Below are 20,410 nucleotides of genomic sequence, written 5' to 3' on the forward strand. Positions count from 1 at the left end.
AGTAAGATCACCCGCTCATCCTTGCCGTGGTATGGACCTCCGCTACCCTTCAAGGTTCGGCACCCCAGTCAGAACCCCTTGCATTTTCACCAGCGGCTCTCCTATAGAGATACCCTCGGCGGTGAGAGTAAATCCCCGTATCGTGGTTTCGTGGGCTCCCCTTCTCTTCTTGACTACAGAGATGGCCCGCCTGATCGCGCCCCGGTGCTCGTAGTAACGCAGGAGAAGAATCGTGTCGGCAAGGTAGCTGATACTGCTTACGTCGCCGCTCTCTGTGCCGAATATGCCATGCTGTTCCATGATCAGGAACGTCGACACCTTCTTGTGTGCAAGATAAGTCAAAAGCTGGTGCAACTGGGCGTGCAGTTGTTTCTCGGCGGACATAGCAGCGATATACCCGGTCAATGTGTCAATGACGACGGTCCGTACACCTCGTTCCTCCACGTCCTGAAGAAGTTTCCAGACGAATTCACCGGCAGAGAATTCCGCGACATCGACTTGGTGGAGAATGACCAGTCCCTGCTCGATGAAGTCGTCCATCGGCATCCCCAATCCCGCCGCCCGTTCCTTGAGCGAATCCTCTGTCTCCTCGAATAAATAGATTACAGCCGGTTCCCCTTTTTGGGCCCGTCCATAAACGCATAGACTGGCCAGCGTTGTCTTGCCAGTGCCGGAGGCCCCGATGATCGCGGTAGTGGTGCCACGGTCAATACCGCCTCCGAAAAGGAGATCAAGCTCCTCGTTGCCCGTGGGAATGATCTCCCTCTGGCTCTTTTCAGAGCGGAGGGGGTCTACGGTGAGGGTTGGGAAGACGCGCAGACCGCCTGCCTCTATCTTAAAGCTGTGCCAACCACTCCGGTACCCCCTGCCCCGCATTTTCTGAACAAGTAGGCGCCTGTGTACCGGCCCATATTCGGCCGCTACCTGCTCGAGCCGGATGACACCATGGCAGATGGTCTCCATGTGCGTGTCAAGATCGCTCTGCCCGATGTTGTTGGTGAAAAGGACGGTACACTCGTTGCCGGCGAATTCCCGACGAAGTGCAAGGACGAAGCGACGGAAGCTAACCAGGTCCTCGGAGAGAAGTCGCAGGTCAGAGAGGGAATCGATGACGAGACGCAGCGGCTTCACACGCCTGACCTCTGCGAGCAGATCTATCATCGCCCCCGATGGCTCCATTTCCGCAGAATGGAAGATCCTTTGCTCGGGACCTTCCATGATTTCACCCGAGATCTCTACGGAGTGGGTGCTGAAAAAGGCGGGATCCAGGAAAATGCCAGCGTCCCGTGCCATGTCGGCGAGGTCCTCGCATCCACCGGCAACAGCCACATAGAGACACTGTTCGCCGCTTCGAATCCCTTCTGCGAGAAATTGCATGAAAAAGGTGGTCTTCCCGGTACCCGGAGCTCCGGAGAGAAGGAACATCTTGCCCGCTTTCAAGCCTCCTCGTAAAATTTCGTCGAGACCTGGAATACCGGTGGGTAGATCCTTTGTCTTTTTTGACACTTCCATGCTGTCTCCTCGGTTTTGTCACAATTCGGATAACGGCACGAAAAACAGGAGGCTCCTTAGCCTAACGGCATGGGATACGCCTATGCTGCAGTGTAATGCAAAATTCTTTTAATTAATTTTTGCGAACTTTGCAACAGAAAGCAGCACAGTGGGCGTGAACCAGAGCTTACAAAGGTGAGCCTGCATCATGTGAGTCCCCAGTGCTAGCGCATCTGCCAGTCAAGACCCATTCGCTTCAGAAACCTTCAATCCGAGGTTCACATTGACTTTTGTATTCCCTAGTGATATCCAGTGAGTGCTCATTAGTACAGCATCAGTAGATGGAATGTAATCCAAAAGGAGGATGTATGAAAAAAGTAGTCTCATCGGTATTGATGGCTGCCGCCATAACTGCAGTGGCGCAACCGGTTTTTGCTGGAGAGCGTGCAGGTGCACTCTCCGTGTCGCCGTTCGTGGGCGGGTACACTTTCGATGGGGAGCAGCACCTCAAAACTGCGCCCGTGTACGGGCTGCGCCTTGGCTACGACATCACCAAAAACCTTGGGGTTGAAGCCGTAGGCGACTACCTGTCGAGCGAAAGGACGCGGGGAGGCGAGAGGAGTGTGAATGCCGTGTCGTACCGTCTGGACCTTCTCTACAACTTCCTGGCCGATGGTCCTCTGGTGCCGTATCTAGCTGCCGGCGGAGGGGGGATGACCATCGGCCACGGCGGGAGCTTCGACAACCGCGACGGCAACGAGCTTCTCTACAGTAACTCCGGCAGGAACACGGCCGCGACTGCTAACGTCGGCGGCGGCTTGAAGTACTTTCTGACCGACTCCGTTGCCCTACGCGGCGATGTCCGTCAGCTCTTCGTTTTCGGCGAAAAAACTATGTATAACTGGGAATACACCGCTGGCCTCTCCTTCCTCTTCGGCGGCGAAAAAGCTGTCCCCGCTCCGGCTCCGGCTCCTGCAGCAGCAGAAAAAGCCGCTTCCGTACCGCCTCCGGCTGCGGTTCCGACAGCTTCCCTGTCAGTGGCACCCTCTTCCATCAGGAAAGGAGAGAGCGCAACCCTGAAATGGACGTCGCAAAACGCTACAGACTGCTCAATAGCCCCGGAAGTGGGTGCTGTCCGTCCGCAAGGCAGCATGACCGTCACACCGGCAGGGGATACCTCCTACACTCTTTCCTGCAATGGCCCCGGCGGCTCCACGACAAGTGCTGCACAGGTAGCGATCGCACTGCCTGTAGCTCCGCCTGCAGCGCCAGCACCAAAAGCCACTCTCACCGCAACTCCTGCCTCCGTTTCGCGTGGGGAGTCCGCCAAACTCCAGTGGTCGTCGCAAAATGCCACTAATTGCGATGTGCAGCCTGGTGTCGGCCCGGTGAAAACGCAGGGGGAGATGAGCGTCACCCCTTCCGACAACACCGCGTACACCCTTACCTGTAACGGAGATGGGGGCACGGTACATGATACCGCTAACATCTCGGTGGTGGCGCCGGCGCCTCCGGCGCCGAAAGCGGAAGAATTGTGTGTGACGCTGGATATCAACTTCATTACTGGGAAGGCGGCGATACCCGCGCAGTACCGGCCCGAGCTTGAGAAGGTCGCAAACTTCATGAAGACATATCCTCAGGTCAAGGGCGTGATAGAAGGACACACTGACAACGTCGGTAGCAAGGCAATGAATGACAGGCTGTCACTGCGTCGCGCCCAAAGCGTCAAGGACTACCTGGTGAAGGAATTCGGTATTGACCCATCCCGCCTCCAGGCGAAAGGGTACGGCTTCTCCAAGCCTGTTGCCAGCAACGCCACCGCGGAGGGGCGCCGGAACAATCGCAGGATAGTGGCAAACTTCGACTGCGTGCAGAAGTAGTCAGGTACAGCGGGCAGGGACTAATGATCTCTGCCCGCTTTTTCGTACCATAGACACCAACGAACGAAAAGGAGGAACCTATGCTGCAAGAGTTCAAGGCTTTCCTGACGAAGTCGAATGCGTTGGCCCTGGCTGTAGGGGTTATCATTGGTGCGGCCACTGGGAAGGTTGTGTCCGGAATTGTGGATGATCTCCTGATGCCGATCGTTGGCCTGATCCTGCCGGCAGGGGACTGGCGGGAGGCGAAATGGGTTATGCGCACAGTCGTTGATATCAAGGGGAAGGCTAGTGAGAGCGCCATCGCATATGGGCACCTGCTCGGGACGTTGGTTGACTTCCTATTCATTGCCCTGATAGTATTCCTGATCACGAAGGCGCTCCTGAAACCGCCTCCGGCACCCCCTGTGAAGAGCTGCCCTGAATGCCTCGAAAGCATTCCTGCGCAGGCCCGTCGATGCAGGGCGTGCGGGGCAGCAGTCGCCTGAGTCTCGAAGTGAACCCCAAAAAGGAGTAACTGTATGAGCGTGTATGGGTATGAGGAGATCGTCGCCTCAGCCGTCGACAACGAGATTGAAGCATTTGATTTTTACAGCTCCGCCGCGGGAAAAGTGGCCGACGTTACTCTAAAGGCAATCTTCAAAGACCTCGCCGAAGAGGAGCTGAAGCACCGTGAGTTCCTGCAGAATCTTCTCAGCGAGCCCCAGAAGATGAGTTTCGATCCAGGTCACGACTACAATATCGCCCAGGCGGTTGACGACCCGAAACTGAGCATCTGGATGAAACCGTCAGAAGCCATTGCACTGGCAATAAAAAAGGAAGAAGACGCAATGGTCAAGTACTCTAGGCTTGCGACCGTCAGTTCAGACGGCCCTCAAAAGGATATGTTTGAAGCCTTGTCGCGCATGGAGCAGGGGCATAAGGTCAAGTTGGAAACGCTGTACAACGACATGGCCTTCGCTGAAGCGTGGTAGACCTAAGGAAATAGTGAGTGAACAGCAGCCGAAGCACAGTCGAAGGGTTGCAGCACTGCAATTAAATCTTGTAAGGGAAAAGGAGGGTGTTGTATGAGGAAGATGTCGATGCTGGTTGCTTTTGTCTTTTGTGGAAGTCTTTCCGCATCTGCGTACGCAGCCGATGTGTTCGAAAAAGCCGACAACGCTTTAACCAAAGCGAATACCGCTGTAGGCACTGCTTCCCAAAAAGAAGCTGATACCAAGGCCCAGACCGCCACCAAGAGTGCGGAAGTAAAGGCTAAGGTTTCCAAGAAAAAAGCTGCTGCCGACGCTAAGAAAAAGGAAGTAAAGGATAGTGCGAAGGCAACGAAGCTGAAGGCAAAAGCCTCCGCCGATGCGGCAGGTCAGAAAATGAAAGCGACGGCGAAAGAAGCCAAGGGAGTAAAGGACTCTGTCGTTAAGGATGCTACCACGATCTCCCAGTAAACCTACTACCACACCTGTATTAAAATGACGAGAGAGGCGCGGCAAGATATAGCCGCGCCTCTTTTACTTTTTACACTACAGTATCTAGACTCGGTTGCCTCTACTGCTGCCACTAGCTGCGGATCTTCTGCTGGACTCGGTTATGTCATCTATCGTGAGCAGGGGGGGGGAAGGGGCATTTTTATCACGCAACTGTAGGACGTCCCTGTACTTCAAAGCGGGCCTACTCAGAGAGCGAAACACTTTCAAGAAACGCTTTTTTTCCACATGAGCATGGCAGAAGCCAACCTTGCGGATATGTCTGCGAACTAACCTCCTGATGTCATCATGTGTTCTGCCTCGGCTCTTTTCCCTTCAATTGCTAGTGTGGCAATACGACCAGCTGTTCTGTGGAACTCGGCATGAAGTTCTTTAACCGTCCGGTAGTGTTCGGATTGTTTTTCCTGGAAGGCGAGTAAGGGGCTGTAAAGCCATTTGCCGAAGTCGCATTCATTATCAGCCTGAATTTGCGCGAGTGACATATCCAATCTTCCGATAGCAAGAGCCGCGGTGAGCCGCGCTCTCCATAAAGCATGACTTACGAGTGCGTTGTCAATTTGCTTTGCATTCATTTAGCATACCTTCCTCGAAAGCACTTCGCCTACATTCCCCGTCATAGGCCCACAGCTGTCCACCGTTACCCCCTGGGTGCGTATTCCGGCCGATTGCGACCGGCATTCCGATCTGATCGCGACCGGCATTCCGACGGTATTGCGACCGCCATTCCGGAGGCATTGCGACCGGCTGATTTAGGGTAGTCGCGAGGTAACTCAACCGGTATCGTACCTCCTCATTTCATGAGGGAGGGCACGATGCCTAAGGAAAGAGTTACCATGCGAAAAGTACGAGACATCCTCAGCCTTGTCTGGTCCTGCGGCCAGAGCAGGGCTTCCGTGTCACAGAGCTGCGGCGTCAGCAAGACCACGGTCACCGACACCGTCAGGCGCGCATTCATGGCAAAGCTGTCCTGGCCTCTTCCCGCCGTCCTGGACGATGCCGCCCTCGAAAAACTCCTCTATCCCCCCAGCAATACTTCCCCCACCTTTTCCCGACTGCAGCCGAAGTGGCGCGACCTCCACAACGAGTTGACCACCGACAAGGACGTGACCCTGATGCTCCTGTGGCAGGAGTACAAGGGGTGCGATCCCAAACGGTATTAATACAGCCAGTTCTGTGAGCCCTTCCGACAGTGGCGCAAGAAGCTCGACCTCTCCATGCGCCAGGAGCACCGCGCCAGAGAGAAGATGTTCGTCGACTACTGCGGCCGCACGCTCCCCATCGTCGACGCCGCTACCGGCGAGTTCCGGGAAGCCCAGGTATTCGTGGCGGTGATGGGCGCCAGCAATTACACCTTTGCCGAGGCCACCTGGAGCCAGGCGCTCCCCGACTGGATAGGCTCCCACGTGCGCGCCTTCGCCTTTATGGAGGCCGTGCCGAAGTGCCTCATCCCGGATAATTTGAAAAGCGGCGTCGCCAAGACCTGCCGCTACGAGCCCGACATAAATCCCACCTACGCCGCACTGGCTAAGCATTACCAGGTCGCCGTCGTCCCCGTCCGCGTGCGGCGTCCGAAGGGCAAGTCGAAGGTCGAGGTCGGCGTCCGAATCGTGCAGCGTTTCATCCTGGCGGCGCTGCGCCACCGCACCTTCTTCAGTCTCGCCGAGGCGAACGCCGCGTAAATCGTCTTATATCTAAAAGTTTACGGCGTTTTGCATTATTAGGGGGAAATCGCTTCTAATTGGCGACTCCAGGGTGCGACGACGTTTACAAGAGTCCAGATCTCCCTCAAGTACGCCTACTTGACCTCGCTAGGTTGGATTCTCAGGTAGGATAGGGTCTGCTTCTGGCTTGAGTGGTTGAACATGTGCATCAGCGTCGGCACGTCCGTGTTGAAGACGATGCGTTGCATGTAGACATCGACGCAGCTGCGCTGCGACGTCAAGGTGAACAACGGCCACGGCAACTCCAAGGCCAGCAGGTGACGATACAGCTCGGTATCTCGCATGACGCCACTCTTTCAGGGGGGTCAAGTCCACCAAAGCACATTCAGATTACACCACGGAAAACCCGGAAGAGCCAGACGAAAGCGCCCACTCCGCGCAGTGGGCGAGGCTGTTGACGTCTGCCCATTATTTGTGCAATACGGTAGATGCATCTTCCATACGGGCACTCCAGAATCGTTTTCAACAGGGGGCGCGGGGTTTTTCAACAGTGTCTGTGGAAAAGCGAAAGGGGCGGGTAAACCGACCTTCGGTTACTGCTTTTCTAGGAGTTCAAGAGCAGCGAACAGTCTGAGACAGAACTCGGAGGTCCGCCCGAGTACTTGGACAAAGGAATGACAACAACGGAGGAGATGCGGCAGCTCAACGTGTATGCTCGCCCGTTGCTCATTCTCGTCGAGCTGGTGATGGCCACCAAGTAGACCGCCGCCATGATGGAGTTGCTTGGAGGTGTAACCGGCAGCGAAGGAAACGGCATGGGATTTCCCCAGAAGTAGGCATTGAGGCATAGGCTGAGGTGTCCCCCGGTCATGAGGCTTACAGGGCCAGTGGGACGAGCTTCCACCTTGTTATTTATTAATTGATTCAAAGCGCACAACGCGATAGGATAAGCCTCTGAATTAGCGTGGGCAGTCATGCTCTCGATGTGGCTGAGGGGGAACATCTTGAACGGGAACGATGGCAGACATAGTAGCGTCGAAGGCAAGGTCGTTGTTTACCTGCAGAGCTCGGAAGACGTCCAGATGATCCACGAGGCGCTTGAGGAGGCCGGCGTAGCGTCTGTCGTCTGCGTGGCGCCAGATCACTTCATTTCTGTCCTCCAGACTGGAGCTGGTGCCGCCATCGTGGGGACGGAGATGCTTACTCCAGCAGTGGTGCCCTTGCTAAGAGACATACTGGAAAAGCAACCTTCCTGGTCCTACCTCCCCCTCTTCATTCTTTTAACCGATGACACAGACAATTCCCCAGACTGCGACTGCTTTATCGGGGATGTCGAGTATATCGCTCGTCCCACCCAGGCCCGTACACTGGTTCCCCGCATTGGCGCAGCGCTCAGGAGAAGACAACGCCAATACAAGGTCAGAGACGAGGTTCTGGCTCTCAAGTACTCCGAAAACCGTTACCGCACCCTGTTCAATTCCATCGTCGAGGGCTTCTGCATCATCAGAATGATCTTCGACGACAGCGGAAAGCCGATCGACTATCTCTTTCTCGAGACCAACGCGGCATTCGAGCGATATACCGGCCTGCACGCGCGGGGAGAAACCCTGCGCGACTTGGCCCCTATGCACGAAGAGCAGTGGCTTGAGGCATACGGGCGAGTGGCGCTCACAGGTGAACCTGCACGGTTTGTAAGTCACGCCTCGCAGCTGGATCGGTGGTTCGAGGTGTACGCTTTTCGGCATGGTCCCCCGGAGAAGGGGGAGTTGGCCGTTCTCTTCAGCGACATCACTGAAAGGAAAACGGCTGAGGATGCCGCCCGAAGTTCCGAGGGGCGGTTCGCAAAAATATTCAACTTCGCCCCGGCATTGATCGGCATCACTACGCTCGAAGAGGGCAGAATAATCGATGTGAACGACAATGCGCTGCAGTTTCTGGGGTATGCCAGGGCTGAGGTTCTGGGGAGAACGACTCAGGAGATCGGCCTGTGGGGGGATGAACAGGACCGGGCCCGGATAATACGGGCGGTCGAGGAGCATGCGGGTTCCATCCGCAACCTCGAGATCACCTATCGGGGGAAAAGCGGAGCCGTTTTCACCGGCCTCTACTCGGCCGAGATCATTGATTTCGACCACAATCGCTATCTGCTCAGCATGGTCCAGGACATCACCGATCTAAAAGGTGCGCAGGAGGAAATTGAACGGCTGAATCGAGATCTGGAGAGCCAGGTGGCGGAGCTTAAGGAGGCGAACACAGAGCTCGAGGCGTTCAACCGCATGGTCTCGCACGACCTGCGCCAGCCGCTCAACCGCATGGGGCTTTTAATCCAGGCTGTTGAGATGCTTTGCGGAGAGGCGCTTAGTGAGGAATGCAAAGACCACGTTCGCGGCATTTACCAGAGAACGCTGGCGATGAACGACCTCATTACCAGCCTGCTCAACTTCTCAAATTCAACAAGAGTGGAATTGCGTCGCGAGCTTATTGATATAACCGATATGGCAAAAGACGTCGCAGCGGAAGTCACATTCAACGCCCCGGGCCGCGGGATTACTTTCCGCGCTGCTGAGGGGATGGTGACCCATGCCGACCGCGGACTGATACGCGCGGTCCTGCAGAACCTCATCGGGAATGCCTGGAAGTACACCAGCATGCGTGTCGACGCGGTCATCGAGGTCGGCGTCACGGAGTTCGAGGGAAGGGAGACGTTTTACGTCAGGGACAACGGCATGGGGTTCGACATGGCGCAGGCAGGCGAACTCTTCGCTCCCTTCAAGAGGCTTCCCGGAGTTGAGGAATACATAGGTTTCGGTATCGGCCTCGCTACAGTCGAGCGTATCATCCGTCGGCATGGAGGCTGTGTCTGGGCCGAGTCCGAGCCCGATCGGGGTGCGACTTTCTACTTCACCCTGCCGTAGAGGCTAAACCTTAATGATAAAGCTGGCCCCGCCGGGGACGTTTTCCACCATCAAGGACCCGCTCATGCTCCTTTCGATTATCATTTTCGACATGTAAAGTCCGATGCCCGTGCCCTTGCCGGGCTCCTTCGTGGTGAAGTACGGGTCGAATATCTTTTCCACGATGTCCTCCGGTATTCCCCCGGCGTTATCAGTGATCCGGACCATCGATTTCTCGCCTTCGGAACCGATCTCCACCCTGATCGCACGATCGTTGACCTGCCGCGAGGCAAAGGCATCCAGTGCATTCATGAAGATATTGAGGATGACCTGGGAATACTCCCGTGGAAACCCCGTAAGTATCGGCTTCGAGCCCGAGACTGTTACCTTGATTTCGGCGCCGTCCAGGACGGCGGAGAGGAGCGCAACCGTCCGGTGGACCATCTCTGCGATACAAAACGGCACCTTCGCCTTGGTCGGGCTGAAAAAATGCCGGAAATTATCTATCGTCTCGGACATGTGGTTTATCGCCGCCATCATTTTGCCGACGTTACCATTGATATACTCATCGTCCACCCCGCCCGCACTGAAGGTGGCGGGTATGTCCTGTGCGAGCAGCGCCATTAGGTTCAGCGGCTGCCTCCATTGGTGAGCGATATTGCTGATCATTTCCCCCATCGCTGCCAGTCGGCTCTGCTGCAGCAGCATGTGCTCGCGCAGCCTGAGCTGCTCTGATACGCTCAGCCGATCCGCCGTCTCTTTTTGCAGCTTCTCGTAGGCTTCGCGCAGTTCCCCGTGCTGGGCTTTCAGCCTCTCCTCCGCGTCGAGACGCGCCGCAACCTCGGAAGTCAAAGCGGCGCGCTCCAGCACCAGGGCTTCTTCGGCCTTGATTCTCACGGCGATTTCCGTTCGGAGCTGGATTTCCGTCATTACGGCATAGGACAGCTTGGCAACTATGGAAATCTCTTCTTCCGTCCATTGCCTCGGCTTACCGTCGATGACGCAGAAGGATCCGAGGATGTACCCATCGGCGGTTACCAGTGGCATGCCGAGGTAGGCGATGACGTTTAAGTCTTTAACCGCGAGGTTGTCCCTGAAGAGCGGGTCCTGTCGCGCGTCCTCGATCACCAGCGGCTTCCCGGCAACGCGGTTGTACTTGCAGAATGAGTGTGTCAGAGGTGTCTCACGCTGGGCTTGCCAGGGCTCCGGCAGGCCGATGCAGCTCTTGAAGAACTGGCGGTCGGCATCTACCAGAGATACGAGCGCTACTGGCGCATGCAAGCTCCGCGTCGCCAGCCATGCAAGGCGGTCGAATGCCTCCTCCGTCGGCGTATCCAGAAGGGCTACAGCCCGCAAAGCTGCCAGCCTTTCCGGATCCGCTACATGTTCTGAAACATCGAATTGGTTCATGGACGCTCTCTCCAAGCGGCGCCGTACCCGCCGTTACCGTCCGCAACCCCATTAATATTTTAGAGTAGAGATGACGCAGTGCCAAGATGTTCGATAGCTGGCTGGCAACCCCCTCACGAGTAGACAGGGGCCATCCGGCTAAGATAATCTGCAGAAGGGGGCTGCGTTTGAGCTGGTCCTGTCTGACATAAAATCTACTGGCCCATTATTCGGGTTAACGTCGCAGGCTCCTAATCTAGATGGTATTGCTGGGAAAATAAAGGCTGCATCAACAAAAGCCCCGGACGGTAGTAGGCGGTACTACTAGTCTATCAAGGATGCGCCCCCCACTACTCCCCCTTTTGCAAAGCCTTAGGGTATGCTGCAGGTATGTTCAGGTGTGACAACAAGGCATTATCCGAAGCAGGGTTCTCGGTGCCTCTACACATGAAGGAGTTGCCGCCTTTTCGGTAGCTAAATCTTTTTCGCGGGGGGGCAGCGCTGTAAATGTGAGTCATTATCTTGGCAATATAGATTTGTTCAGGCCGTCATGTCCTCTTGCGCGTGTCGCTCCGCTCCAGTTCTGAGTGCGTCCAAGTAGTTAGCCCACATCTGCATCATGCCGTGTCGTAATGCTAAATCCTCTGCTTGGTCGTACCCCTGCTTGTGCGAGCGACTTGTTTTCTCCTCAAGCTGTTGCGCAATGATATGCGGGCTCACTTTGAAGATGTCTTGAAGAACCGTCCGCGCCATGGAACGGAATCGCTCTCCAAAAATGAGTTCTTCTTCAAACCCCATTACCCGTAATGCAGCACTGACTGCGCTATTACTAATACAACGGGTGTGCGATCTGGCAGAGCTGAAAACGTATTCACTTTTTTCAGTTAGAGGCCGAACATTCCGCAGGATGGCCATAGCTTGATTTGATAGAGGGACAATACGTGAGATTCCTTCGTTCGCCCTTTCAGGTTGGACATGCCACCGTTTTGTCTCGAAGTCGATATCGATCCACTTCGCGTGTCGAAGTTCTACAGGGAGAGCTAATACAAGGAAAGCAAACTGCAAGGCATATTTAACGATACGGGAGCCTTCGTACCCATCGATCAAACGTAGAACGGCCTGTACTTCTTTAGGCTCAGCAGGAGGTACAGATTCCCATCTCGTCTTTTTCTTGTACTTACTCTGCAAAGCTCCACGCAAGTCATTGACAGGGTTGAAGAGAGCCCTTTTTGTTGCAAAGGCATAGCAGAAGATTCCATCACAGGCAGTCCTGATACGGTGCGCCATATTGAGGCACCGAAGCTCAATTCGACGCAGGACCGCCAGAACTTCGGACGCTGTAATTTCGGAAATTTGATGGTTGCCGATAAATGGAAACACATCCTTTTCGAGGCGGGATAAAAGGTCGGGAGCATCTGACCAGCGAGACTGGTTTTTCTCGTACCACTCCCTAGCCACCATTTCAAACGTATTAAGAGGTGTTTGTGCCTTAGCTGCCTTTTCTGCCTTCTTCACACTGCCAGGATCGACGTGATGCGCCAAGTGCTCTTTTGCCTGGTCCCTCAATACCCGCGCCTGTTCCAATGGGACAGCGGGGTAAGCCCCGAGGGCGAGAAGCTTCTGCTTGCGGTCGAAACGGTATTGGAAGCGCCATAACTTCCCGCCTGACTTGGTAACCAGCAGATGCAGGCCCTGGCCATCTGACAACTTGTAGTCCCTGTCTCTCGGCGTCGCACTTTCCACCTGAGAGTCCGACAGTGGCTGAATCCGCTTTGGCATTGCCCGATCTCCTTTTTGGTGGATCCGTCTTTTGGTGGTATCCGGCTTTTGGTGGTATCTATGTTTTTGGTGGTATCAGGCTGGGAGCTAAAAGAGGATACCCCCAAAATTGCCCTAAAGTGCTACGGATTTCCTTCGGTCCACATGGACATCTCTGGACAACATACGCAAAAAAGGCCCCGTGATTTCGGGGCCTTTCGCGTTTTACTGTTTCCTGTCGGATTGTTGTTTGGAGCCGATTGTCGGAATCGAACCGACGACCTCATCATTACGAGTGATGTGCTCTACCAACTGAGCTAAATCGGCTTGTCTTCTCTTTTCGCTGCCTTAGGAGGTGTGCCCCCTTCTTAGCCGCCCTAGACTTTTACCGGAAAAAGTACCGCTCGTCAATTAGATTCTGCCGCCGACGGGCGCTGGGGGCGGCTCTGCAAGGGTCAAGGCGAACCCCATCCCCACCCTGTCCCTCCCCTTGAAAGGGAGGGGACGTGCCACCGGGTGTGCGGGCTGAAGATGAGGGGGCAGAGGATGAGGGGTAAAGGGGACTGGCACCTGCGGAGCCAGTCCCCTGCTGCGGAGCCAGTCCACCCTACACTGCTGCCTGCTTCTTTTCCTTCTCGGTGGCGTCGTCCATTACCTTGTAGGCGCAGAACTCGCCGCACATGGTGCAGGCGCCGTGGTCGGCTACGCCGGACTCGGCGCGCAGGCGGCGCGCCTTCTCGGGGTCGATGGCGAGTGCAAACTGCCCTTCCCAGTCGAGTTTTTTGCGGCAGGCCGCCATCTTGTCGTCCTTTTCCCGCGCGCCTTTCACCCCCTTCACGATGTCGGCGGCGTGGGCGGCGATGCGGCAGGCGATCACCCCTTCCTTTACATCCTCCACGGTCGGCAGCCTCAGGTGCTCGCTCGGGGTGACGTAGCAGAGGAAGTCGGCCCCTGCGGCGGCGGCAATCGTCCCGCCGATGGCGGAGGTGATGTGGTCGTAGCCGGGGGCGATGTCGGTCACCAGCGGCCCCAAAACGTAGAAGGGCGCGCCGTGGCACAGCCTCTTCTGCAGGAGGATGTTCGCCTCGATCTGGTTGATCGCCATGTGCCCCGGCCCTTCGATCATGACCTGCACCCCGAACTCCTGCGCCCGCTGGGTGAGCTCGCCCAGCAGGATGAGCTCGTGGATCTGCGCGCGGTCGGTGGCGTCGGCGAGGCACCCGGGACGGAAGCCGTCACCGAGCGAAAGGGTGATGTCGTATGCCTTCGCGATCTCCAGAAGGCGGTCGAAGTGCTCGAAAAGCGGGTTTTCCTGGTTGTTGTGCGCCATCCACTCGATGGTGAAGGCGCCGCCGCGCGAGACGACATCCATGATCCGCCCCTCGCGGCGCATCCGCTCGACCGTCGCCCGCGTCACACCGCAGTGCACGGTGATGAAGTCGACGCCGTCCTCGGCATGTTTCAGGATCCCCTGGAACATCTCCTCCACGGTCATCTCCACAATCGCCTTCTTCTGTCTGCGCACCGCGTCGAGCGCCGCCTGGTACAGCGGGACGGTGCCGATGCAGGCGCTGGTATGCGCGATGACGGCGCGGCGGATCTCGTCGACGGGGCCGCCGGTGGAGAGGTCCATGATGGCGTCGGCGCCGTTTGCCACCGCCACCCGCGCCTTCTCCAGCTCCTTCTCGATGTCGGTGTCGTCGGCGGAGCTGCCGATGTTCGCGTTCACCTTCGTGCGCAGACCCTTCCCGACGGCGAGGGGAATCCCGTTGGTGTGGACGTTGTTGTGGCAGATGATGATCGTCCCTTCGGCGATGCCGGCGCGGATGAACTCCGGCTCCACCCCTTCGGCGGCCGCGGCGGTCCTCATCTTCTCGGTTATTACCCCTTTCCGGGCGTACTCAAGCTGTGTCATGGCTACTCCTGGTTCTCTATCGACTGGCCCGCCTGCTCCCTGGCTGCCAGAAAATGGTTCACCGGACCGTGCCCCTTTCCGAGCGGCTGGGCGAGCCTCAGGGCTGCGGTCACGAATTTCTTTCCTTTTTGCACCGCCACCGGCAGTGGTTCTCCCTGCGCGAGATAGGCAGAGATCGCGGAGGCGAGGGTGCAGCCGGTGCCGTGGGAATTGCGGGTGAGGGTGCGGGGCGCGGAGAAGCGGTGGTAAGTGGTCCCGTCAAAGAGGATGTCCGTCACCGTCCCGCCGGTCAGGTGCCCCCCCTTCAGAAGGACGTTTCTCGCGCCCATGAGGTGCAGCTTCCTCGTTGCCCGCTCCATTCCCTCTTCATCGTATATCTCCATCCCGGTGATCCGTTCCGCCTCCGGGACGTTCGGCGTGAAGAGGTAGCAGGCGGGAATCAACCGCTGCTTCATGCTATTTAGCGCCACCTTCGCCAGGAGCTCGGTCCCCCCTTTCGCAGTCATGACCGGATCGAGGACGAGCATGCGCAGCTGGTAACTTTGCAGCGCCTGGGCGAGCGCCAGCGCGATGTCGGCGGAAAAGAGCATCCCCACCTTCACCACGTCTATCTGCAGATCGGTCAGCACCGCCTCCAGTTGCTGCGCGACGAAGCTCGCGGGGGGCGCGTGGATCGCGGAGACCCCCTTCGTGTTCTGGGCAGTCAGCGCGGTGATGACCGAGGCGCCGTAGCTCCCGAGGAGCGTTATCGTCTTCAGGTCCGCCTGGATCCCTGCGCCGCCGCAGGAGTCGCTCCCGGCAACGGTGAGGACCTTGCCGCGCGGGAAAGGGGCGGTGCGGTTGAAAAGGAGGCAGATCTCGGTGGCCGCCAGTGCCGGCTCGCGCGCTCCGAGGATCGCGGAGATGACGGCGACCGCGTCGGCGCCGGCGTCGATGACCGCGCCCGCATTGTCCCGGCAGATACCGCCGATCGCCACGACCGGGATGCGCAGCTGCGCCTTCACCTGCGCCACCATCTGCGGCCCCACGGTGCGGGGGACGTCCTTGCTCCCGGTGGGAAAGATCGCGCCGAGTCCCACATAGTCCGCGCCCGCTTCCTGCGCTGCCAGCGCCTCCTCCAGGTTGTGGGTGGAGACACCGATGATCCGCTTGTCGCCGAGCATCCTGCGGGCGGCCACGGCATCGCCGTCGTCCTGCCCGAGGTGGACGCCGTCGGCGTCGAGTTCCAGGGCGAGCTGCACGTGGTCGTTCACGATGAAGGTCGCGCCGTACTGGCGGCAGAGCCATTTGAGCTCGCTCCCCAGCGCCACCCGGTCGGAGTAGTCGCGGATCTTGTCGCGGTACTGGACGATCTTCACGCCACCCGACAGCGCCTCGCGCACCCGCTCCAGCAGCCGGTCCCCATCGTCCGTGATGAGGTAGAGACCACAGACGCGGCGCTCGGTGCTGCTGTGGTCCACCACGAGCTTCAGCGATCTTTCGTGTCTGTCCATGCCCACTCCCTGCCTGTAGAGGTCCTCACGGAGAGACTTGCGCGCGGAGCTCCCGCTGTCGCCCGGTGATTGGCCAAAGGTGCCGCTTCTGGCGGTACTATTGCTTGCGTGGGCGAATAAAAAAACCGTGACGAAGAGGTCACGGCTCCAATCGGGCTGCCTGGGAGACACGCGCCGCTTCCCTACGCCGGAGTGACCCGGATCAGGTTCAAAGGGTTTCAGGCAGTGCCTGTCTCAGCTCTTGCGAACTCCCCCAGCTGGCAGTTCTAACTTCAGGGCAAGTTAATGGAATGGGCCCAAATTGTCAACACTTTTCAGGTTTTTGCCTTTACAGCGTACTGCAGAAGTGGTAGAAAAAGTCGATGGCTGAATGCCCGGCAAAGACTGAGTGCCAGAGGTTGGAAAGCGAATAAGAGTGTGAGCTCCCGCTTTCCACTATCTGGTCCGCCGAGCGCTTCAGCCAAAATCTATTTGGGGCCGGGAATTTTCAGATGCAAACGGATGGCCGCCCGACAATGGCAGAGATCAGGCTCTCCGCCTTGAGGCACAACTATCAGTTGGTGAAGAAGATGGCACCGCCGTCGGCAGGAATCCTGGCGGTGGTAAAGGCCGACGCCTACGGCCACGGTTTTCTCGATGTCTGCAAGGAGCTGGAGACGCTCGGGGCCGACGCTTTCGGCGTGGCTTTTCTCGCCGAAGGGGTGCAGCTGCGGCGGGCCGGCCTGCAGCGCACGGTCCTCATCCTCGGCGGAGTCTACCCCGGCGAGGAAAGGCGCTGCATAGGGTATGACCTCTCCACCGCGCTCTTCACCCTCGAGCAGGCCCGCGCCCTCGACGAGGCGGCGCGCAAGCTGTACCGCAAGGCGAAGGTCCACCTGGAGATCGACACCGGGATGGGACGACTGGGGATTCCTTCCGCCGACGCCGCGCACTTCCTCAGGGAGCTGAAGACCTTCAAAAATCTCGACCTCGAGGGGGTCTTCTCCCACTTTGCCAGCGCAGACGAGCTCGATGCCGACGGGCAGGCGTACAGCAAGCTGCAGGCGGAGCGTTTCGAATCAGCCATCATCGAGGCACGCCGCCTCGGTTTTTCCCCCCGCTACATACACATATCGAACAGCGCGGCACTCCTTGGGATGGATCTCCCGTACTGCAACCTGGTGCGCCCGGGGATCGTCCTTTACGGCGCCCTGCCGTCGGACGAGTTCAAGGGGAAGGTCGCCCCGCAGCCGGTATTGAGATTGCGCAGCAAGGTCGCTATGCTGAAGTGGGTGGAGCCGGGAACCTCCATAAGCTACGGCCGGCGTTACCAGGCGCAGACGCGCGCTCTCATCGCCAGCGTCCCCGCGGGGTACGCCGACGGCTACCCGAGAGCTCTCAGCAACTGCGGCGAAGCGTTGGTGCGGGGGGAGCGGGCGCGGGTGGCGGGAACGGTGTGCATGGACTGGATCATGCTGGACGTGACGAACGTCCCCGGCGTCAGCGTGGGGGACGAAGTGACCCTTCTGGGCGCCGACCCGGCGGGGAACTGCATCAGCGCCGAGGAGCTCGCGCACCGTGCGGGGACGATCCCGTATGAGATCTTTTGCGGTATAAGCAAGAGGGTGCCCAGGGTGTACCTGCCTTAAAGGCAAAACCTACGGCAAAAGCAAAGGCAACACCCACCGCAAAGGCGCAAAGAGCGCAAAGAACTGCGCGCAAAGAAAAGCGGAGAAATATAAAAGCAGGGGTCAAGCATTTCTTTTCTCTTTCCTGATTTTCCTTTGCGCCTTTGCGTCTTTGCGGTGAGAGGGTTTTTGGTTTTAAGGCAAAAGGCGAAATTAACCGCAAAGACGCAAAGAGCGCAAAGAACGGCCCTATAAGTCAGGGGGCTTTGCTTGAATCGTTCAAGGTTCTAGGTTCCCTTTGCGGATTTTCCTTTGCGCCCTTTGCGCCTTTGCGGTGGATGTTTGCTTTGGATGTTCGATTTTGATGTTCCGTTTTTGTGATTTCGAGTGGAGACTATGACAGCAGATAAGATCCGACTGACAACGATGGTGCAGGCGGCGGGTTGAGCCGCAAAGCTGGGCCCGGCGGGCCTGGAAGAAGCCATTCATGACATCACCCTCTCCGACGATCCGAACCTCATCGTGGGGATCGAAGGGGGCGAGGATGCGGGGGTCTACCGCATAGGGGACCAGCTCGCCCTGGTGGAGACCACCGACATCATCACTCCTCTCGTCGACGATCCCTTCACCTTCGGCCGCATCGCTGCGGCAAACGCCCTCTCCGACGTCTACGCCATGGGGGCGCGCCCCGTGACCGCCATGAACCTCGCCTTCTTCCCTTCCTGCGTCCTCCCGGTCCCGGTGCTGGCCCGGATCATGGCGGGCGGGCTGGAGGCGATAAAGGAGGCGGGGGCCTGCCTCGTGGGGGGGCATACGGTGGAGGACGACGAGCTGAAGTACGGCCTCGCGGTGACGGGCCTCGTCGACCCGGATCGCGTGGTGCGAAACTGCACAGCAAAGGAAGGGGATCGCATCATCCTCACCAAGCCGCTCGGTACCGGGATCGTCAGCACGGCGATAAAGGCGGAGATGGTGCCGCAATCGCTGGAGCTGGAGGCGATCTCCTGGATGAGCACCCTCAACCGCACCGCCGCGGAACTCATGGTGGAGTGCGGCGCGACCTCCGCCACCGACGTCACCGGCTTCGGCTTCATCGGGCACGCCTGCGAGATGGCGCTCGGCGCGAAACTCACCTTCATGCTCGAGCTCTCCCGCATCCCGCTTATGAACGACATCGCCACCCTCGTCGCGGACGGCATGGTCCCCGCGGGCTGCTACCGCAACCGGGCCCACTACAGCGGCTTCGTATCCGGCATCACCGGAGAGCCGCTCATCCCGCTCTTCGATCCGCAGACCTCCGGGGGGCTCCTCATCACCTTCTCCCCCGAAGGGGCCGAGCGCTTTCTCTCCCGCGCCGCCGAGTCCGGCGTCTTCGCGACCGCCATCGGCGACGTCGTGCCACGGGGAGGCTCCCCCATTGTCCTCTATTAAGAGATTCGCAGTCGCCTTCGACCTCGGCACCACCACCATAGCCGCGTCGCTTGTCGACCTGGAAAAGGGCGCCCGGATAGCGGCACTCGGTGCAATGAACCCCCAGCGCGCCTGGGGGGCCGACGTGCTGGCCCGCCTGGAGGCCGGCCGCTCCCCCGAGACCCTCGCCGCCATGCAAAAGAGCGCGGGGGCGGAACTGGAGCGGTTGGCGCTGGAGCTCCTCGCGGGCGCCGGGGGGGCGGAGGACGAGCTCGCCGGAATAGCACTTGCGGGAAACAGCGCCATGGAGCAGATCCTCCTCGGGCTCCCGGTCGACCGCCTGATCCACCCGCCGTATCTCCCGATCTCCAAGGAGGCGCGACGCACCTCCACCCGCGCGCTCGGCTGGTCCCGCGACTTTCACGCCTACCTTTTTCCCCTCCCCGGCGGCTTCGTCGGCGGAGATCTCGTCTCCTTTCTCTTCTCCCGTCAGCTCGCCGAAAAAGGCCCCACACTCTACCTCGACCTCGGCACCAACGGGGAGATGGCCCTTTGCGACGGCGAAACGATCCTCGCCACCTCCGCCGCGGCGGGCCCCGCCTTCGAGGGGGGGAACCTCTCCTGCGGCATGGCCGCGCTTTCCGGAGCGGTGAGCGGGGTGAAGATCGAAGGTGAGCGGGTCGCCCTCAGCACCATTGGCGGTGCCCCTCCGCGCGGCATCTGCGGCTCCGGCGTCCTGGAGTGCGTGGCGGAGCTTCTTTCCTGCGGCGTCGTGGAGCCGTCCGGGCGGCTGCGGCCGGCCGCGGAGATAGAATCGAATCTCGCCAACCGCGTCGTCGACATCGACGGCGTCACCTCCTTTCTCCTCTACCGGGACGCCTCGAGGAGCGTCTATCTCTCCCAGGAAGACATCCGCGCCCTGCAGCTGGCGAAGGGCGCCCTGCGGGCGGGGATGGAGGTTCTCGTCTCCCGCGCCGGCGTGTCGCTCGACTCCCTCTCCGAGGTCGTGCTGACCGGTTCTTTCGGCGCCGTGCTGCCGCCAGCGGTCCTAAAAAAAATTGGAGTTTTCACGGAAAAGATGGTAATAGTCTCCGGATTTACCCGGGACGGTGCGCTGGCAGGCGTGGAGCGCTTCTTGGTGGAAAAGGACGGCGCGAAAAAGGTCGATGAACTGGCCGCACGGGTGCGGGTAATTCCCCTTTCGGGGACGCCAGCTTTCGAGAGGCTCTTCCTCGGCAGGCTCGATTTTGCCTGACCTTCATATACTCGTTCCCAAGGTCACCTTGGGAACGCACTTGGGCGCAAAGCTCCAGCTTTGCATCCGCATCAGCACATAAAAGATCAATCGCGGTTCTGGGAGGCGGAGCCTCCCGGGCAAGTGCGCTTCCCAAGCCGGAGCTTGGGAACGAGGTGCCCCCGGAATTCCGCAGAGCA

General features: G+C 58.6%; 16 protein-coding genes, 1 tRNA gene, 1 pseudogene and 1 riboswitch. Of the genes and pseudogenes, 10 read left to right on the forward strand and 8 right to left on the reverse strand.

Annotated features, from left to right (window positions below; genetic code table 11):
- Positions 1–42: 42 nt before the first annotated feature.
- Positions 43–1,512, reverse strand: a complete 1,470-nt coding sequence (locus LPW11_RS10815; protein WP_230998136.1) for an ATPase domain-containing protein — start codon at positions 1,510–1,512, stop codon at positions 43–45.
- A 347-nt stretch (positions 1,513–1,859) separates the two neighbouring features.
- Here LPW11_RS10815 and LPW11_RS10820 point away from each other — a divergent pair, with 347 nt between their 5' ends.
- The 4 genes from LPW11_RS10820 to LPW11_RS10835 all read left to right on the forward strand — a co-directional run bounded on the left by LPW11_RS10820 (position 1,860) and on the right by LPW11_RS10835 (position 4,810).
- Positions 1,860–3,371 (forward strand): outer membrane beta-barrel domain-containing protein, encoded by a 1,512-nt coding sequence (locus LPW11_RS10820; protein WP_230998137.1) that lies wholly within the window; start codon positions 1,860–1,862, stop codon positions 3,369–3,371.
- A gap of 80 nt (positions 3,372–3,451) precedes the next feature.
- Positions 3,452–3,856 (forward strand): large conductance mechanosensitive channel protein MscL, encoded by a 405-nt coding sequence (mscL, locus tag LPW11_RS10825; protein ID WP_230998138.1) that lies wholly within the window; start codon positions 3,452–3,454, stop codon positions 3,854–3,856.
- 33 nt (positions 3,857–3,889) lie between these two features.
- A complete protein-coding gene (locus tag LPW11_RS10830) occupies positions 3,890–4,342 on the forward strand; it encodes a ferritin-like domain-containing protein (RefSeq protein WP_230998139.1) in 453 nt (150 codons plus the stop codon).
- Between the two features lie 93 nt (positions 4,343–4,435).
- On the forward strand, positions 4,436–4,810 hold the full coding sequence (locus LPW11_RS10835) for a hypothetical protein (protein ID WP_230998140.1): 375 nt from the start codon (positions 4,436–4,438) through the stop codon (positions 4,808–4,810).
- 308 nt (positions 4,811–5,118) lie between these two features.
- On the opposite strand, the gene LPW11_RS10840 is transcribed toward LPW11_RS10835, so the two are convergent.
- The gene (locus tag LPW11_RS10840) at positions 5,119–5,421 is read right to left on the reverse strand and encodes a CZB domain-containing protein (protein ID WP_230998141.1); all 303 of its coding nucleotides are present in this window, start codon (positions 5,419–5,421) and stop codon (positions 5,119–5,121) included.
- A gap of 261 nt (positions 5,422–5,682) precedes the next feature.
- On the opposite strand from LPW11_RS10840, the gene LPW11_RS10845 reads away from it, so the two are divergent.
- Together LPW11_RS10845 and istA are read left to right on the forward strand one after the other, a co-directional pair.
- Positions 5,683–6,009 carry a hypothetical protein gene (locus LPW11_RS10845; protein WP_230998142.1) on the forward strand — a complete coding sequence of 109 codons (327 nt, stop codon included), beginning with the start codon at positions 5,683–5,685 and terminating at the stop codon, positions 6,007–6,009.
- A gap of 12 nt (positions 6,010–6,021) precedes the next feature.
- Positions 6,022–6,528: pseudogene (gene istA / locus LPW11_RS10850) on the forward strand (IS21 family transposase); the annotation flags it as partial.
- Positions 6,529–6,644: 116 nt separating this feature from the next.
- On the opposite strand, the gene LPW11_RS10855 reads toward istA, so the two are convergent.
- On the reverse strand, positions 6,645–6,854 hold the full coding sequence (locus tag LPW11_RS10855; RefSeq protein WP_230998144.1) for a hypothetical protein: 210 nt from the start codon (positions 6,852–6,854) through the stop codon (positions 6,645–6,647).
- A 660-nt stretch (positions 6,855–7,514) separates the two neighbouring features.
- Here LPW11_RS10855 and LPW11_RS10860 point away from each other — a divergent pair.
- Positions 7,515–9,425 carry a PAS domain S-box protein gene (locus tag LPW11_RS10860; protein WP_230998145.1) on the forward strand — a complete coding sequence of 637 codons (1,911 nt, stop codon included), beginning with the start codon at positions 7,515–7,517 and terminating at the stop codon, positions 9,423–9,425.
- Between the two features lie 3 nt (positions 9,426–9,428).
- Here the strand turns inward: LPW11_RS10860 and LPW11_RS10865 are convergent, their stop codons facing one another.
- The 5 genes from LPW11_RS10865 to thiD all read right to left on the reverse strand — a co-directional run bounded on the left by LPW11_RS10865 (position 9,429) and on the right by thiD (position 15,959).
- Positions 9,429–10,814, reverse strand: coding sequence for a GAF domain-containing sensor histidine kinase (locus LPW11_RS10865; protein ID WP_230998146.1), 1,386 nt, complete (start codon positions 10,812–10,814; stop codon positions 9,429–9,431).
- Positions 10,815–11,333: 519 nt separating this feature from the next.
- Positions 11,334–12,572 (reverse strand): tyrosine-type recombinase/integrase, encoded by a 1,239-nt coding sequence (locus LPW11_RS10870; protein WP_230998147.1) that lies wholly within the window; start codon positions 12,570–12,572, stop codon positions 11,334–11,336.
- A gap of 230 nt (positions 12,573–12,802) precedes the next feature.
- Positions 12,803–12,878 (reverse strand) — tRNA-Thr (locus tag LPW11_RS10875).
- 280 nt (positions 12,879–13,158) lie between these two features.
- Positions 13,159–14,466 (reverse strand): phosphomethylpyrimidine synthase ThiC, encoded by a 1,308-nt coding sequence (gene thiC / locus LPW11_RS10880; RefSeq protein WP_230998148.1) that lies wholly within the window; start codon positions 14,464–14,466, stop codon positions 13,159–13,161.
- A gap of 2 nt (positions 14,467–14,468) precedes the next feature.
- Entirely contained in the window at positions 14,469–15,959 is a 1,491-nt protein-coding gene (gene thiD / locus LPW11_RS10885) for a bifunctional hydroxymethylpyrimidine kinase/phosphomethylpyrimidine kinase (RefSeq protein ID WP_230998149.1), read from the reverse strand.
- Between the two features lie 162 nt (positions 15,960–16,121).
- Positions 16,122–16,224, reverse strand: a riboswitch (TPP riboswitch).
- Between the two features lie 226 nt (positions 16,225–16,450).
- Here thiD and alr point away from each other — a divergent pair.
- The 3 genes from alr to LPW11_RS10900 all read left to right on the forward strand — a co-directional run bounded on the left by alr (position 16,451) and on the right by LPW11_RS10900 (position 20,231).
- On the forward strand, positions 16,451–17,587 hold the full coding sequence (gene alr, locus LPW11_RS10890; RefSeq protein WP_230998150.1) for an alanine racemase: 1,137 nt from the start codon (positions 16,451–16,453) through the stop codon (positions 17,585–17,587).
- A 375-nt stretch (positions 17,588–17,962) separates the two neighbouring features.
- Entirely contained in the window at positions 17,963–18,997 is a 1,035-nt protein-coding gene (selD, locus tag LPW11_RS10895) for a selenide, water dikinase SelD (RefSeq protein ID WP_230998151.1), read from the forward strand.
- On the forward strand, positions 18,984–20,231 hold the full coding sequence (locus LPW11_RS10900) for an ASKHA domain-containing protein (protein ID WP_230998152.1): 1,248 nt from the start codon (positions 18,984–18,986) through the stop codon (positions 20,229–20,231). The genes selD and LPW11_RS10900 overlap by 14 nt, the downstream gene beginning before the upstream one ends.
- The last annotated feature ends 179 nt before the right edge of the window (positions 20,232–20,410 follow it).

The organism is Geomonas sp. RF6 (genome assembly GCF_021044625.1).
Lineage (GTDB): Bacteria > Desulfobacterota > Desulfuromonadia > Geobacterales > Geobacteraceae > RF6.

What these genes read in the sequence shown, in the direction of transcription:
- mscL (WP_230998138.1), top strand. Translation starts at nt 3,452, where the DNA reads ATGCTGCAAGAGTTCAAGGCTTTCCTGACGAAGTCGAATGCGTTGGCC.
- LPW11_RS10815 (WP_230998136.1), bottom strand. Translation starts at nt 1,512, where the DNA reads ATGGAAGTGTCAAAAAAGACAAAGGATCTACCCACCGGTATTCCAGGT.
- alr (WP_230998150.1), top strand. Translation starts at nt 16,451, where the DNA reads ATGCAAACGGATGGCCGCCCGACAATGGCAGAGATCAGGCTCTCCGCC.
- LPW11_RS10835 (WP_230998140.1), top strand. Translation starts at nt 4,436, where the DNA reads ATGAGGAAGATGTCGATGCTGGTTGCTTTTGTCTTTTGTGGAAGTCTT.
- LPW11_RS10820 (WP_230998137.1), top strand. Translation starts at nt 1,860, where the DNA reads ATGAAAAAAGTAGTCTCATCGGTATTGATGGCTGCCGCCATAACTGCA.
- LPW11_RS10840 (WP_230998141.1), bottom strand. Translation starts at nt 5,421, where the DNA reads ATGAATGCAAAGCAAATTGACAACGCACTCGTAAGTCATGCTTTATGG.
- thiC (WP_230998148.1), bottom strand. Translation starts at nt 14,466, where the DNA reads ATGACACAGCTTGAGTACGCCCGGAAAGGGGTAATAACCGAGAAGATG.
- LPW11_RS10865 (WP_230998146.1), bottom strand. Translation starts at nt 10,814, where the DNA reads ATGAACCAATTCGATGTTTCAGAACATGTAGCGGATCCGGAAAGGCTG.
- thiD (WP_230998149.1), bottom strand. Translation starts at nt 15,959, where the DNA reads ATGGACAGACACGAAAGATCGCTGAAGCTCGTGGTGGACCACAGCAGC.
- LPW11_RS10870 (WP_230998147.1), bottom strand. Translation starts at nt 12,572, where the DNA reads ATGCCAAAGCGGATTCAGCCACTGTCGGACTCTCAGGTGGAAAGTGCG.
- LPW11_RS10855 (WP_230998144.1), bottom strand. Translation starts at nt 6,854, where the DNA reads ATGCGAGATACCGAGCTGTATCGTCACCTGCTGGCCTTGGAGTTGCCG.
- LPW11_RS10845 (WP_230998142.1), top strand. Translation starts at nt 5,683, where the DNA reads ATGCGAAAAGTACGAGACATCCTCAGCCTTGTCTGGTCCTGCGGCCAG.
- LPW11_RS10830 (WP_230998139.1), top strand. Translation starts at nt 3,890, where the DNA reads ATGAGCGTGTATGGGTATGAGGAGATCGTCGCCTCAGCCGTCGACAAC.